This is a genomic window from Allopusillimonas ginsengisoli (assembly GCF_004153455.1).
Classification (GTDB): domain Bacteria; phylum Pseudomonadota; class Gammaproteobacteria; order Burkholderiales; family Burkholderiaceae_B; genus Allopusillimonas; species Allopusillimonas ginsengisoli.
Genome location: NZ_SDQE01000001.1, coordinates 921,707 through 934,731, shown reverse-complemented (window position 1 = coordinate 934,731; position 13,025 = coordinate 921,707). Strand labels below are relative to the sequence as shown.

Sequence of the window (13,025 nt, the reverse complement as noted above, 5' to 3'; positions counted from 1 at the left end):
CTTGCTGATTAGCTTAGCCAGTGCTTGAGGTCGTAGTAACGCACCACGGCACCGCCTTGGACAGTTGTGTTCGCCGGAATCCGCGCAAGCCCGGTAGCCCAAGGCAATGAACTAATGATGCCCGAGCCTTGTTGCCCGTAGGGGGTCAAGTGCGGCAGGCCTTCGTCATTGAATTGCGTCTGAACGCGCAGGAACTCCTCGCGTGTTTCATTGAAAGGCGTGACGGTCTGCAACCTGCCATACTGCACCGGCGGCAGGACCACGGCCCGGCCTTGCATATTGCGTATCAAAGGCGTGACCAGCATGGTGAACACGGCATAGGCTGAGACGGGGTTGCCGGGCAGGCACACCACAGGCTTGCCCTGGATACGCGCCAATGCGACCGGCTTGCCTGGCTTCATCCGCACACGCCATAAATCCATCGTACCGCCAAGCTGCTCGATCGCGGGCTTGACCAGATCCTTCTCGCCCACCGAGACACCTCCCACGGTCAGCACCAGGTCACAGTCCTGCAACAGCGTTTTGAAAGCGCTATCCAGCGCTTCGGCAGTGTCCGCCGCATGAAGCACATGCACGACTTCAGCGCTCATGTTGGAGGCCAACGCGGCCAGCATGGGGGCATTGGAATTGAAAATGTGCTCGTCCTGGCGTGGCTGGCCTGGCGTGACGAGTTCGTCGCCTGTCGTGAGCAGGCCCACTTTCAGGCGTGGGTAAACCGTCAGTTCGGCATAGCCCTGCGAGGCCAGAAGGGCCAGTTCGGCGGCTCCCAGCAAGGTACCCATGGGAAATAGCTGGTCGCCTTTGGTGACGTCTTCGCCCTGATAGCGAATGTGCGACCCTTTGGCTGGCAATTGGTTAATGAGAAGCGCGTTGTCCGTTTCCGTACCGTCTTCCTGCATGACCACCGTGTCGGCACCCGGGGGGATCAGGCTGCCTGTGAACAGGCGAATGGTTTTGCCGGTTTGCAGTGCCTCGGGGGCGACACCGGCGTAGCAGCGCTGCTGCACGGGTAGCGCCTGGCCTGCTGTGTAGTCGGCGTGGCGAATGGCGTAGCCATCCATGGCGCTATTGTCTGCCGGCGGAAGATCCAGTGTGGCATACAGGGTTTGCGCGAGCACGCGACCGTGCGCTTGGTGCAGCGGACAGGTTTCAGTAATGTTGGGGGGCGTACCGGCGGCAGCAAGCCGGGATTGGGCGTCGTCAAATTCAAGCATGGAAGCCAGCTCCAAAGTTGCAGGGGCGGTGTGTGCTGTCGAGCTGGTCGCGAATAATGCCTTCCCAGGCTGTCTTGCAGGCATTCGTGGAACCCGGCATGCAGAGCACCAGCGTGTTGTTGGCGACGCCGGCAAAGGCGTCAGATTGCAGCATGGAACTGCCGATATCCTGATAAGAAAGGTATCTGAACAGTTCACCAAAGCCTGTAATGGTCTGATCCATCAACGGGGTGACGGCTGCCACCGTGGATTTTTGATGGGAAAACCCGGTACCGCCATTGGCGAGTATCACCTGCACGTCCGGATCCACAATCCAGTCGCTGAATACCTTGCGGATCTGATACATATCGCCCGCGCAAATCGTGCGCTGCACACAGCGATGGCCCGCCGCCTGCAGGCTGTCGGCCAGGTAATCGCCAGAGGTATCGTTATCGGGGCGCCGTGTATCGGAAATCGTGATGACTGCGCATTTGAGCGAGATGGGGGTTGGGGTGGTGCTTGTTTTGTTCATGATATGTGTCTGCTTGTCGTCCGTGCGCGGGCCGCGATGTATCCCGCAAGCTTCAGCAGTTTAAGCTGGGAGGCGCTGCTTGTGTAAGGGATCAATCAGGCTTGATCGCGCGGCGCGGCCCATTGGTCGGTTTTTTCGGCATCTTCGTCGCGCTGCTGCACCCAGAAGCGGTCGCCGCTGGCCAGTGTTTCGCGCTTCCAGAACGGTGCGCGCGTCTTGAGGGCGTCGATCAGGAACTCGCAGGCGCGAAAAGAATCACCGCGATGCGCGCTGGCCACCGCCACGAACACAATCTGATCTGCGTTGTGCAGTTCGCCGACGCGGTGCACCACGAGGCAGTCTTGAACATCCCAGCGCTCTTTGGCCGTTGCGCACAGGGCTTCGATTTCGCGTTCGCACATGCCTGGGTAATGTTCAAGGAACAAGGTGCGCGTTTGCGCGTTTTCTGCGTAATCGCGGACATAGCCGGTAAAGCTGACCAGCGCGCCGGCTTTGCCGGCCGTGCGCTGGCGCATGGCCGCGATGAGCGCGGCGCTGTCGAAGTCGGCCTCCTGCACCAGCACCATGTCAGCCTCCGGTGACAGGTTCGAAGACAGCAACTTCGTCACCCGGCTGAATAAGCGTATGGTGTGGCGCATGTTGCTGATTGATCGCCAGTTTGAGGCGCGCTGCGGGCGCCAACTGAGGGTGCCGGATCTCGAGCCCCGACAGCCATTCGGTGCCGCTGATGGGCGAGGCCAGGGTCTGGGTTTCTTCGCGCAGCCCGGCCAGCTCCGCTACTTGAGCGAAATACAGAACTTTGATTGAGGGGGTGGTCGCCATACTGGCCTCCTTATACAGCGTTCGGTGCTAGCGCTTGCTCCCCTGCGAAGAATTTGCGCCGAGGGCTTCGCGCTGGGCTTCAAGCGCCTTGATCTGATCCTGCAACGCACGCAACTGGTCGCGCGCCTGTTTTTCCTGCTCGGCCAATTGCTCGGCTTCGCGCTTGGCCTGCGCTTGCTGGGCCGTAACCAGCGCCTGCTGTTGACGCTGTACTTCGAGGTCGTTGCGCAAGGTGCTGAGCTCGTCGGTGCGCTGATTGAGCTGCTGCGCCGTGTGAGCGTAGTCTGCCTCGAGGCGGATGCGCTTCAGGTCGACCTCGGCCAGTTTGTTGGTTTCGTCGACAAACTGCTTGTACTGACGCTCTGCCTGAACGTGATCCTGGGTTTTGACGACCCGCCAGAAGTTCTGGCGCTGAAACAGGGCAACATAATAGGTGAGCGTATCGCGCTTGAACAACAGACTGGCACCATAATTGCCATTGTAGCTGGTGCGCAGCTCATTGACACCCTTGGTTTGGATAAGCTGCTGCAGTTCAGTCATGGTGCTCGAAGGCGTAGGCTGGGCCGCGACCGTTTCTCCATTGACGGGTGAAACTTCGGCCGCCATCTCGGACTGATTGGGCTCTGCCTGCGAGACAATGGGTTTGTCTGCATTTGACTTGAGCGTGGAGCAGCCTGCCAGGCCTATGCAGGCCAAGACTACAAAAAGGGTCTTGAATTCTACGCTTATACGGTTCATTGGTTTATCCACATTCCTTGTCTGTTCTGTCTTTTGTGTGATATGGCCGCGCCATTTTAGCCGACGCTTATCCTTCAATATTCTCACTTTGTGTGGATATCTGAAGTTTGCGCATTTTTTCCCACAACGCTTTGCGGCTGATGCCCAGCTCCGACGCCGTATCCTGGCGCCGCCATCCGTTCAGGTTAAGGGCGTCGATGATGCGGGAGCGTTCCTGGCGTTCGGCATCGGTCAGTTCCTGCTCCTGGCTGCCTTCGGGTGTGTCCTGGTCGTCTGATCGGGCCGCGTGGCCCGTCGTTCCCGCGGATAGTGCGCGCTTGGGAATGGCGCTCATGCGCTCGAAAATCTTGTCCAACCGGCCGTTGTCCCAGATGCCCTGCTGACGCACCAATATCGCCACGCGTTCCACCAGATTGGCCAGTTGGCGGATGTTGCCGGGGAAGGCCGTTGCGCCTACGCGGTCGAGCAGCCATTGGGGCGGCGGCAGGAGTTTTTCGGGTAGATGCGGTGCGACCAGCGCCTGGAAGATGGCCTGTTTTTCTTCTGCGCCGCGCTGCTCCAGATTGGGAATATCCAGCTCGACCACGGCAAGCCGATAATAAAGGTCGGCCCGAAAACGGCCATCGGCCACTAATTGCGGCAAATCACGGTGGCTTGCGGATACCAGGCGGAAGTTAACCGGAATTTCTACCGTGGTGCCCAATCGCGTAATACTGTGCTGCTCCAGCACGCGCAATAATTTGACCTGCTGATAAAGCGGCAGATCGCCAATCTCATCCAGAAACAGCGTGCCGCCATTAGCCTGCTCGAAATACCCCTTGTGTGCGCCGACAGCGCCCGTAAACGCGCCTTTGGCATGCCCAAAGAAGTGTGCTTCGAAGAGCCCCTCGGGCACAGCGCCGCAGTTGACCGCCACAAACGGCCCGCGCGCATAGGCCGAGCGCTCATGCAGCAACTGCGCCACGCGCTCCTTGCCGACCCCGGTTTCGCCATGGATCAGCACGCTGGCGTCGCAATCCGCGTACATCTCGGCATCGACCAGCACGCGCCGCATGATGGCCGATACGGCGATCATGGGCTGCGGCGTCGTACGCGCATCGGCCTTGCCCTGTACGCCCGAGGTATGGCCTGCAACGCGCAGAATCATGGCCCGCAGTGCCGCAGCACTAAAGGAGAGCGGCAGCGTAAAGGAATAGGCCGGCGGATAGAAGCGCGAATCGTGCCCACGCTCCTCCGACGCCACCCAGATGACGGGAATGGCCTGTGATTTGAGCCAGTCCTGCCCCATGAAGCGTGCATCACCCATCACCGTCACCGACACCAGCGCAATCGCCTGCCGGGTGACATCCCGCTGCGGCGGGAAACTCATCGAGGGATCGGTGCGGATCACCGCGATATCGCTACTGGCCAGGGCACGCTCGACACGCAGGGCTATGTCGGAAGTGCCTTCCCAGATGTAGAGGTCGATATCTTCGGGGTTTGGGGTGGTGGTCATTGGGTTTCCTGCCGGCTGTTGGGCGCGGGGCTGGAGAGGCCTTTTAACGGGTTATTGGACAAGGCGGGGGACGCCGCATTGGACGGAGTGGAGGGTGATGTCGGTTTCGCCCAACTTTATCCCAAGGGTTTCAAGCAAATTCTTTAGTACGTCCCCAATTAAATTGTTTAGGGGGATGAGCAAATACGAATTGGCAATGCTAACGACATCTCCAATTAGGGCCAATACCGTGTTTTGCAACAATTTAGGAACAGTATCTAGCAACGGTATGTTCAGATCCGTATAGGTCGTATCGCTTAACCCGTTCACAATCTTGCCTACTGCCGTGCCTAAACCAATATCCAAGCTAGTGGACATGGCAAGGGTGTTACCTACCTTTAGCGGAGGGGCGGTGAACTTTGGATCCTTAGATGTGAGAAGAGAAATAGGTAAGTTACTGTCCAGGACAACAGTTAATGGAGGGACGAGAGGTAACTTTAAATCAATACCGACACTCAGGATTTGTACTTTTGGACCAGGAGGTTTGGAGCAAGAGCCTTGACTGATGCACAGATCTACTATGGAGTTTTCAGCGGAAAATACCGCTTCATTATTGGCTACTGAAGATGAGCAAAGGTCTTCAAGTTTACCTATAGATTTCGCGATGCTTAGGGTAAATGGAAGGTGCACCTTTGCAAGGCCGAGATCAATAGGCCCAAGCTCGACAAAAACTTCAATTTGAGCGCTGCGTGCCTCTGTTTCCTTACCTCCTATAGCAAGGGTTGGGGGAGACACAATGCGTACGCTCGCATTAGCGAGGCCTAACACATTAGCGTCTAGAGCAATTGCGTTGGAGCCGTTCGCAAACAGGAGTGATGTGACGATTAGATCTCGAACGTTAATGCGGGAATCTAGTGCTGCCGTGGTGTCATTTGTGGCTACGCTGATCACTCCTTGATTACTTACGTCATCACCAAATAGCCTCACCATGAGCGGGTGAACTGTTAGTTCAGAGACAATGTTACTTAGCAGTGTCACTTCGGCGGCAGTGAGTTCAGATCTGTCGATGAGAGAAATAGAGGCCTCAGCAATATCCGCTAAATTTATAGGTTGCAGCTCAGCCATTTTTTGCGGATTAAGTGCGACTAGATCAATATCTGAATCTATTATTTTGAGAAGGCCTCTGGGTGTAACGCTTGCATTTATGATGCCGTTGTGATCCAGTATGGTAAGCAAATTGGGGCTTAATCCTAGTGAATCCAGGGTGACTCCTACCAACCCAGTAGGATCTAGACGAAGAAGTCGGGACCCAACGGAAAAAACAGCAACAGGCTGTGTGCTTACTGCTGTTGCCGTTGCTGAAACGAGAGTATTGCCGCCAAGAAATTCATTTTGGGTTACTTTGACATTGGCGCGTACGGCGTTTTCTTTGTGTTCTGTGTTGGGCCATTTCAAGCATTCTGGCTCCACGTCATCTCTTTCTAAACCAATACTCGATCCGTTGATTACGGCAATGTCCTGCGTGTGCATACTTGCTGCGGGGCAATCTCTATTGCTATTAATCAATTCTTGCACGCCGCTTAGTGCAGCCATATCCGCAGTTTTCTGCAACTCCCGCTTCTGATAAGCCGTATACCCCACCTGAATCGACCCCAGCAATGCAATCAACATCACCATGGCGATGGCCAGGATGACGACGATGGAGCCCTGCTGCGGGGAGCGGGGGGTGGGGCTTGGCTGGGTGTTCATGGCGGGGCCTTTATCCTTATTTACTACTGTCCTCAACCTTCTCCTTGAACCATTCGGGCAATGGGTGGGAGAAGCTGTCGACGTAGCGTTTCCAGGCTGGGCCGGCGGTGGCGCCCAGGGTGGGCAGGCTTGCGCCGGCGTAGTCGCCTTGTGCTTGCATGGCCAGTAGTGCGTTGGTGGTGTCACCGACCAATTCGGGTACGCGTAGTGTGGTGGGGGCCGCAGGTGTATAGCTGTCTGGGGTGGCTGCAGGTGTCGACGTCGCTGGAGTAGCTTGCGCTGCCGGAGCGGGCTGTGGTGCCGGCGCGGTGGTGGCGGTGGGCGTGACGGCGTAGCGCGTGGCCGGGACTTGGCTGACGACGGAGGAGTTGGCGCTGCGGGTGGCCGTGCCTGCGGATTGGGCCGCGCTGGGCGCTGTGTAGCTGGCGGTGTTTTGGTTGACCGGGTAGGCGACGGCGGGTGTGAAGCCCGGCACGCTGCTTGGCCCGCTTGTCAGGCGGGTGTTGTTTTGGGCCACGGCTAGTATCGGCAGCAATGCGATCGCGGCGCAGAGAGATGTCAGGAGTCGGGGCATGGTAAGGGTGGCCTTATAAGTAGTGTTCAACATGGCTATCGCACCAGGGGTGAATAGCGTTCCATCAAGGGCGCTTGATGGAAACCGACGGGGCTGCTGGGAGTTATTGCGGGTGCGGCTTGTTCCGGTGCCGTGCTGACCGCGGTAACAATGGGTCTGCTGAGCGGCGCTGGCCTGCTGCCCGCTGCCTGTGTTGGGTTGGTGGTAACAGGCTCATCCGAGGCGGCAGATACGGCGGCAACGGCAGGCGCAGGAGATACGCTTGACGCAGCCGAGGCAGGCGGCATGGCGGATACGACAGGAATAGGGGCAGGAGGCACGGCAGAAACAGCAGGGGCGGAGGCGGCGACAACTACAGCAGATGCAGCAGGTGCTACTGCGCTGCTGGTAGCTACGCTAACGGTGTCGTCCTGTGCGACAGGCGTCTCATCCAGGCTGGCAGTTTGCCTTGGCCGGCTGTGTAATTCCGCCGCCAGCTTTAGCACCAGGTCTCGTGCCTGTTGCGAGAGGCGAGCTTTATCCATCACGGCGTGTGCCTGTTGGGGCTCGCCCTGAACCAGGAGCAGGAGGGCGAGGTTGGCCAGCACTTTGTTGTTGGCGGGGTCGAGTTCGGCGGCCTGCCCGAGGGGAAGGCGGGCGCCGTTGATGTCGCCCGCTTGCAGTCTGGCAAAGCCCAGGTCGTTGAGGTATTCGGCGTTGGTGGGGCGCAGTTTGGCGGCTTTGGCGAGATGGTCTGCAGCCTGTGCAAAGTTTCCTTTGCTCGCAGCAAGCAGCCCCAGGCCATGCCATCCGGTGGCGGCCTCGCTGGTTTTAAGCAGCGCTTGATAGGCGGCTTCGCTTTGCGCGGTCTGGTCCGTCATGCGGAGTGCATTGGCGCGCAGGGCGGAAAGTTCAACATTGTTGCCGAACTGCTGGGCGTAGGCGTCGATATAGGCAAGCGAGGCAAAGTAGCGTTGCTGGTCCTGCGACTCGCGGATCATGGCCATCACCACGGTGGGTTCGCTGGGCGCGTTCTTCTTGGCGACATCGGCTTCATGCTGGCGCAGCATGGACTGCTGTTCCTGTTGATGCTGTATCACTTGCATCGCTGTTTCGGTGCGATTGCTTGAGCAGGCGGTCAGCGCCGAGGCGCAGATCAGCAGCACGGCGGAGCGCAGCAGCAAAGCAGGTGCATCGCTTGGCTGTCGGCCTGATGTCTGTGCAAACTTCATGCCGCCACCGCGATGTGCGCCGTCGTCATGCGATAAGGAATGGATGGAAGGGAGAGGAATAGGGTATTGCATTAGCCGCCTCCAATGCGGGACAGGCCGCGTATGATCGCCAGGAATCCGGCGCCGCCTGTGATGATGAGCAGGGCGGGCATGAGTGTCAGTACCATGACGCCGGTCATCTTCACGGTGAGCTTGCCGATTTTTTCCTTGAGGTCGAGCTTGCGCTGTTCGCGCAGCCGCTCGCTAAACTGATGCAGCGGTTGCTGTACCGCGCCGCCGTGTTGATCCACTTGCGCAATCAGGCGGCAGATGGCCGCCAGGTCGTCGTTATCAAAACCATTGGCAATGCGCGCCAGGGATTGCTCGCGGGTGCGACCACGTGTGTATTGATCCACCGCGATGCGCAGCTCCGACGCCAGTACCGGCATCACTTCGTAAAATTCGTGCACCACCACATGCAGGCTTTGGTCTATGGACAGGCCAACGCCTTGCAGCAGGCGTAATAGATCTATGAATAGCGGCAACTCTTCGGATGCAGCCAGTTTGCGTTGCTTGGCGCGGCGCTTGACTGCCCATTTGGGCAGCATCCAGCCTATCGCAAAGCCAGCGAATATCAGCACCATCATGCCTACCGTCTCGCTGCCAGCGATACGGAATTTACCCAGCAATAGCAGACTGAGTACGGGCAAGCCTATGCCCAGTACGGCGCGTGCAAACAGAAAGAGGGCGCGCGCGCGTACCTGGTCGACATAGCCGGCGGATTCGATCAACTGACGATCCTCGTCGGCCAGCAGCACGTCGCCATAACGGCCTGTGCCCCACCGTGCGCCCAGCGCGGCGGCCGTGCCGATGGCATTGGACATGGGGCCTTTTTGTTCAGGTGGGTTGGCGTTCGCGGCGGCGCGGCCATCGCGTTTGGCTCGCGTGGCGAGGGCGCGCTCAATCGTCGTCTGGCTTTTGCCCTGGCGAAAGGCGCGGCCCAGCGTGGCCATGCCCACAATCAGCAAGGCAAGGGCGAGCAGGGCGACAGAGCCGGCGATGAGCTGTTGTGCACTGAGCGTATCTATCCAGGTCATGGTCGCATCTCCTTCAGGCCAGCCTGGCCATGCGATAGAGCCAGTAGGAGCCGATGATTTGCAGCGCGGCAGCGCCCACCAGCATCTTCCACCCGACGGGGTCGTGCCACATGCTCATAAAGAGCGCGTTGTTGAACATCACGATGAATGCGCCTATGCCCAGCGGCAACAGCGCGAGCACCCAGGCGGACAGCCTGACCTCTGCCGAAAGGGCCACGAGTTCCCGTCTTGCCTGAGTGAGGTCGCGCATAAAGGCGGCCATGCGCTCCAGTACATGATCACTGCGTCCACCAAATCGTATCGTCACACCCACAATCGCCGCCACCAGATACAGCTCGTGCAGGCCATAGAGGCGTGCCGTCTGGCGCAACGCAACATCCAGCTCCTGGCCGCCACGATGGTTGCTGTTGGCGCGTTCAACCATTTCCAGCAAGGGTTCGCCGATCTTGCCCGTGGCGTTCTGGAAGGATGCGGAGAGGCTATTGCCGATCGTCATCATGCGTACAACGGCGTCCAGAAATTCCGGCAGTTGCTCGACGGCCTTGTGATGACGCTTGTCGGCCTTGAGCCAAAGCCGAAAAAAACCCAGCACCAGCGCCATCACCAGAATGGCGCCCGCCGCCAGCGGACCGAGCATCACGCCACCGACAATGGCCAGCACGAGAGGCAGGCCTAGCAGGCGGATATAGAAGCCGGGCGTAGGCACAACGCCTGCGCGCAGGAGCAGGCTGCTCCAGTTGGCGGGCCCGCCGCGCCACACATGTGCGTCGCGCTGCGAGTTCGCCAGGCTGGGCGCGTTCAGGTGCGCGGCCGTACGCGCATCGATATGTTGATTGACAAAGCGTTCAGTGGTATCGCGCCGGGCACGGCGGTTGGCCTGATGCCAGAGCAGTATTCCGCCTAGCAAAAGCAGCAGCGCGACTGCGATGAGCGCGAGAACAATAGGCATCATCGCCTCCTGCCCCAGAAGCCGCCGCCGGAGTCGGGGGGCAGGTCGTTGTGTTGCGGATTTGCCGTGCCATGCCATTCTTCGCGAAAGCGGGCCAGCTTGGGTGTGTGGGGATGGATGCCCAGGCTCTTCCAGTGGTCCTGTTCCTGGCCTGCCGGATCGACAAAGCTTTCGTAGCGATAAAGTTCTTGGGTGGAGATGACGTTGTCGCCCATACCCGTGACTTCGGTCACGGACAGGATGCGGCGCTTGCCGTTGGAGAGGCGGCCGATTTGCACAATGAAGTCCAGGGCGCTGGCAATCTGCCGGCGCAGGCTGTCTTCACTGCCCTGGTAGCCGGCAAAGCCGGCCAGCATTTCGATGCGATACAGGCATTCCCGCGGCGAGTTCGCGTGGATGGTCGTCATCGAGCCTTCGTGCCCGGTATTCATGGCCTGCAGCATGTCCATGACCTCGGCGCTGCGCACTTCTCCCACGACCACGCGGTCTGGCCGCATGCGAAGGCTGTTCCGGATCAGATCGCGTATGGACACCTGACCCGTGCCCTCGTAGCCGCCTTGGCGCGACTCCAACCGTACGACGTGAGGGTGGTTGAGTGAGAGCTCGGCGGTATCTTCCACCGTGACAATGCGTTCGTTTTCTGGAATGAAGAAAGCGAGGGCATTGAGCAGCGAGGTCTTGCCAGAACTGGTGCCGCCGGAAATCAGGATGTTGCAGCGCTGGCGCACGGCGGCGTCGAGCAAGCGGAAAATATCTTCGTTATAGGTGCCCAGATTGAGCAGGTCCGAAGGCTTGAGCGGATCCTGCCGGAATTTACGGATGGAGACCATGGGGCCGTCTACGGCCAATGGCTCGATGATCACGTTCAGGCGTCCGCCATCCGGCAAGCGCGCATCAACCATGGGCGTGGATTCATCCAGCCTGCGGCCCAGTGGCGCGAGAATGCGGCGAACGATGCGCAGGATATGCTGGTTGTCCGAGAAACGTATAGGCTCGCGCGATAGCACACCGCGGCGCGAGACGAACACATTGTCGTAGCCATTGATCAGGATGTCTTCCACGCTGCCGTCTGCCAGCAGATCCTCCAGCGGGCCAAGGCCCGCCAGTTCCTTGGTCAAGCTCAGAGAGACTTGTTGGACTTCGAATTCGTTGATGGGGATGCGCTGATGCCGCACAAAGCCGGCCACTTCAATTTCCACGAACTCCTGGATGGCCTCGCGGGACCAACGACCGAACTCCGCGCCCAGTTCTTCGATGCGGGACAGCAGGTGTTCATACGCGGCGCTTTTGATGTCCTGAAAGCGTTGCGTTCCGGCGAAGCCATCGTCGCCAAACTGAACGGAACCGGTCATGATCATGATGGGTAATCCTTGACGCTAAGGTCAGCCTTTAATGCGTCGCGTGAAACTTTCCAGCCATTGCAATGGCTGGAGGCGTCCACGTGGCGTCTGATTGTCGGAGTTCAGCGCACGTGCGAGCACGTCGAGCGCTTTGATATAGGGGTCGTTGGGTGTCTGCTCGAACAGCAGCTTGCCCAGGTTCATACTTTGATGCAGCGCCAGGCTGCGATCCGGCAGCGTGCCTAACAGCTTGAGATCGAAACGTTCGGCAATTTGTGCCGCATTCATGCCGTAACGGGGGTCGTAGCGGTTAACCACCAGCCTTAATTTCTTGCGGTCTATCTTTTGCTCATCCAGCGCATGCAGCAGATCGGCCAGCGACACCAGCCCGCCCAGGCTTTGGTCAGTGACCACCCAGACGTGCGCGCTGTTTTGCGCAAGCCCAGCAATAAATCCCGGATTCGACAAACCACCGGTATCGGTAATCAACAGGGCGAAATAACTGCGCAGACGCTCAAACAGCGCGAGCGAATCCGCATGCGACGCATCTCTCACCTGCTCGACACTGCGCGGCAGCGCCAGCACCGATACGCCTTCATCGTTGTGCGGCAGCGCCGAGCTGAGCAGTGTATCGTCCAGCCGGCGCAGATTCTGAACCGCGTCCACAAAATGGAAGCCGTGACGTATATTCAGATACAGCAGGTTGTCGCCGATCGGCATGCCCAGATCGAGCAGGCAGATGCGTTCTGACAGCGGACGAGCTTCTCGCGGCTTGCTGCGCGGCGATTTTTTCTTTGAGCCTGTTGCGTGTTCGGCGGTTTCAATAATGCGCTGCTGCAAGAGGCCCGCCATATGTGCGGCCAAGGTGCTGACGCCCATGCCCGCGCGCGCGCCCAACAACAGCAGGCTGCCGGGGGGCTGGGAGGCGGTTGGCGCGTCTGTGGTTCTGGCCCTGTGCAGCAAACGCCGGACCGTGCCGGCAAAGTCTCCCTCGTTATCCAGATCCACAAAATCCCGGGCGCCGGCCCGAAAGGCAGCGATCGCCACGTTGGGATCAGACATCATGCCAATCGCCACCGTCGGCGTGTGCGGAAAGCGGCGGGCAAGCACTTCGGCCTGCTGGCAGGCAAGCTCGCGCGTCGCGTCTGCCTCGTTGCCCAGAAAATCCAGAAAAACGAGGCTGGGCTGCTGTGCCGCCACATATTCAGGCAGTTCCGACACTTGCAGGGCGGCGGGAACAACCGGCCCCACGCCCGCCAGGACAGCCTCCAACCTTGCGGCTAGGGTCTGTCTGTCTGAGCACAACAGAAAGCGGGGTTCTTCCTTAACTACATCCATAATTCCCTACTGCATCTTGTTGTTCTGCC

Annotated in this window: 13 protein-coding genes; all 13 read right to left on the bottom strand. The window is 59.1% G+C overall.

Translation table 11 applies throughout. From position 1 onward, the window contains the following. Nucleotides 1-8: 8 nt before the first annotated feature. A complete protein-coding gene (locus ERE07_RS04640) occupies nucleotides 9-1,214 on the bottom strand; it encodes a molybdopterin molybdotransferase MoeA (RefSeq protein ID WP_130007604.1) in 1,206 nt (401 codons plus the stop codon). Further along, nucleotides 1,207-1,725, bottom strand: coding sequence for a molybdenum cofactor biosynthesis protein B (gene moaB, locus ERE07_RS04635; protein WP_130007603.1), 519 nt, complete (start codon nucleotides 1,723-1,725; stop codon nucleotides 1,207-1,209). Before moaB ends, ERE07_RS04640 begins: the two co-directional genes overlap by 8 nt. A 95-nt stretch (nucleotides 1,726-1,820) precedes the next feature. Further along, nucleotides 1,821-2,291: a molybdenum cofactor biosynthesis protein MoaE gene (locus ERE07_RS04630; RefSeq protein WP_130007602.1), complete on the bottom strand. Its 471-nt coding sequence runs from the start codon at nucleotides 2,289-2,291 to the stop codon at nucleotides 1,821-1,823. A 1-nt stretch (nucleotide 2,292) separates the two neighbouring features. Further along, nucleotides 2,293-2,547: a MoaD/ThiS family protein gene (locus ERE07_RS04625; protein WP_130007601.1), complete on the bottom strand. Its 255-nt coding sequence runs from the start codon at nucleotides 2,545-2,547 to the stop codon at nucleotides 2,293-2,295. Nucleotides 2,548-2,574: 27 nt separating this feature from the next. Next, nucleotides 2,575-3,285 (bottom strand): DUF2968 domain-containing protein, encoded by a 711-nt coding sequence (locus tag ERE07_RS04620; RefSeq protein ID WP_130007600.1) that lies wholly within the window; start codon nucleotides 3,283-3,285, stop codon nucleotides 2,575-2,577. A gap of 67 nt (nucleotides 3,286-3,352) precedes the next feature. Next, on the bottom strand, nucleotides 3,353-4,780 hold the full coding sequence (locus ERE07_RS04615) for a sigma 54-interacting transcriptional regulator (RefSeq protein ID WP_130007599.1): 1,428 nt from the start codon (nucleotides 4,778-4,780) through the stop codon (nucleotides 3,353-3,355). A gap of 51 nt (nucleotides 4,781-4,831) precedes the next feature. Continuing rightward, complete coding sequence (locus tag ERE07_RS04610; RefSeq protein WP_130007598.1) at nucleotides 4,832-6,508, bottom strand: pilus assembly protein TadG-related protein; 1,677 nt, start codon at nucleotides 6,506-6,508, stop codon at nucleotides 4,832-4,834. Nucleotides 6,509-6,524: 16 nt separating this feature from the next. Beyond that, nucleotides 6,525-7,115 carry a DUF3613 domain-containing protein gene (locus ERE07_RS04605; RefSeq protein WP_130007597.1) on the bottom strand — a complete coding sequence of 197 codons (591 nt, stop codon included), beginning with the start codon at nucleotides 7,113-7,115 and terminating at the stop codon, nucleotides 6,525-6,527. A gap of 2 nt (nucleotides 7,116-7,117) precedes the next feature. Continuing rightward, nucleotides 7,118-8,365, bottom strand: coding sequence for a tetratricopeptide repeat protein (locus ERE07_RS04600; RefSeq protein WP_209021081.1), 1,248 nt, complete (start codon nucleotides 8,363-8,365; stop codon nucleotides 7,118-7,120). Then, a complete protein-coding gene (locus ERE07_RS04595) occupies nucleotides 8,365-9,369 on the bottom strand; it encodes a type II secretion system F family protein (protein WP_130007596.1) in 1,005 nt (334 codons plus the stop codon). Before ERE07_RS04595 ends, ERE07_RS04600 begins: the two co-directional genes overlap by 1 nt. Nucleotides 9,370-9,382: 13 nt before the next feature. Then, complete coding sequence (locus ERE07_RS04590) at nucleotides 9,383-10,318, bottom strand: type II secretion system F family protein (RefSeq protein WP_130007712.1); 936 nt, start codon at nucleotides 10,316-10,318, stop codon at nucleotides 9,383-9,385. Further along, nucleotides 10,318-11,676, bottom strand: coding sequence for a TadA family conjugal transfer-associated ATPase (locus tag ERE07_RS04585; protein WP_130007595.1), 1,359 nt, complete (start codon nucleotides 11,674-11,676; stop codon nucleotides 10,318-10,320). The genes ERE07_RS04590 and ERE07_RS04585 overlap by 1 nt, the downstream gene beginning before the upstream one ends. A 24-nt stretch (nucleotides 11,677-11,700) precedes the next feature. Further along, nucleotides 11,701-12,996, bottom strand: a complete 1,296-nt coding sequence (locus ERE07_RS04580) for a pilus assembly protein CpaE (protein ID WP_130007594.1) — start codon at nucleotides 12,994-12,996, stop codon at nucleotides 11,701-11,703. Nucleotides 12,997-13,025 lie beyond the last annotated feature (29 nt).

What these genes read in the sequence shown, in the direction of transcription:
- ERE07_RS04630 (WP_130007602.1), bottom strand. Translation starts at nt 2,291, where the DNA reads ATGGTGCTGGTGCAGGAGGCCGACTTCGACAGCGCCGCGCTCATCGCG.
- ERE07_RS04625 (WP_130007601.1), bottom strand. Translation starts at nt 2,547, where the DNA reads ATGGCGACCACCCCCTCAATCAAAGTTCTGTATTTCGCTCAAGTAGCG.
- ERE07_RS04605 (WP_130007597.1), bottom strand. Translation starts at nt 7,115, where the DNA reads ATGTTGAACACTACTTATAAGGCCACCCTTACCATGCCCCGACTCCTG.
- ERE07_RS04610 (WP_130007598.1), bottom strand. Translation starts at nt 6,508, where the DNA reads ATGAACACCCAGCCAAGCCCCACCCCCCGCTCCCCGCAGCAGGGCTCC.
- ERE07_RS04585 (WP_130007595.1), bottom strand. Translation starts at nt 11,676, where the DNA reads ATGATCATGACCGGTTCCGTTCAGTTTGGCGACGATGGCTTCGCCGGA.
- ERE07_RS04590 (WP_130007712.1), bottom strand. Translation starts at nt 10,318, where the DNA reads ATGCCTATTGTTCTCGCGCTCATCGCAGTCGCGCTGCTGCTTTTGCTA.
- ERE07_RS04615 (WP_130007599.1), bottom strand. Translation starts at nt 4,780, where the DNA reads ATGACCACCACCCCAAACCCCGAAGATATCGACCTCTACATCTGGGAA.
- moaB (WP_130007603.1), bottom strand. Translation starts at nt 1,725, where the DNA reads ATGAACAAAACAAGCACCACCCCAACCCCCATCTCGCTCAAATGCGCA.
- ERE07_RS04595 (WP_130007596.1), bottom strand. Translation starts at nt 9,369, where the DNA reads ATGACCTGGATAGATACGCTCAGTGCACAACAGCTCATCGCCGGCTCT.
- ERE07_RS04580 (WP_130007594.1), bottom strand. Translation starts at nt 12,996, where the DNA reads ATGGATGTAGTTAAGGAAGAACCCCGCTTTCTGTTGTGCTCAGACAGA.
- ERE07_RS04640 (WP_130007604.1), bottom strand. Translation starts at nt 1,214, where the DNA reads ATGCTTGAATTTGACGACGCCCAATCCCGGCTTGCTGCCGCCGGTACG.
- ERE07_RS04600 (WP_209021081.1), bottom strand. Translation starts at nt 8,365, where the DNA reads ATGCAATACCCTATTCCTCTCCCTTCCATCCATTCCTTATCGCATGAC.
- ERE07_RS04620 (WP_130007600.1), bottom strand. Translation starts at nt 3,285, where the DNA reads ATGAACCGTATAAGCGTAGAATTCAAGACCCTTTTTGTAGTCTTGGCC.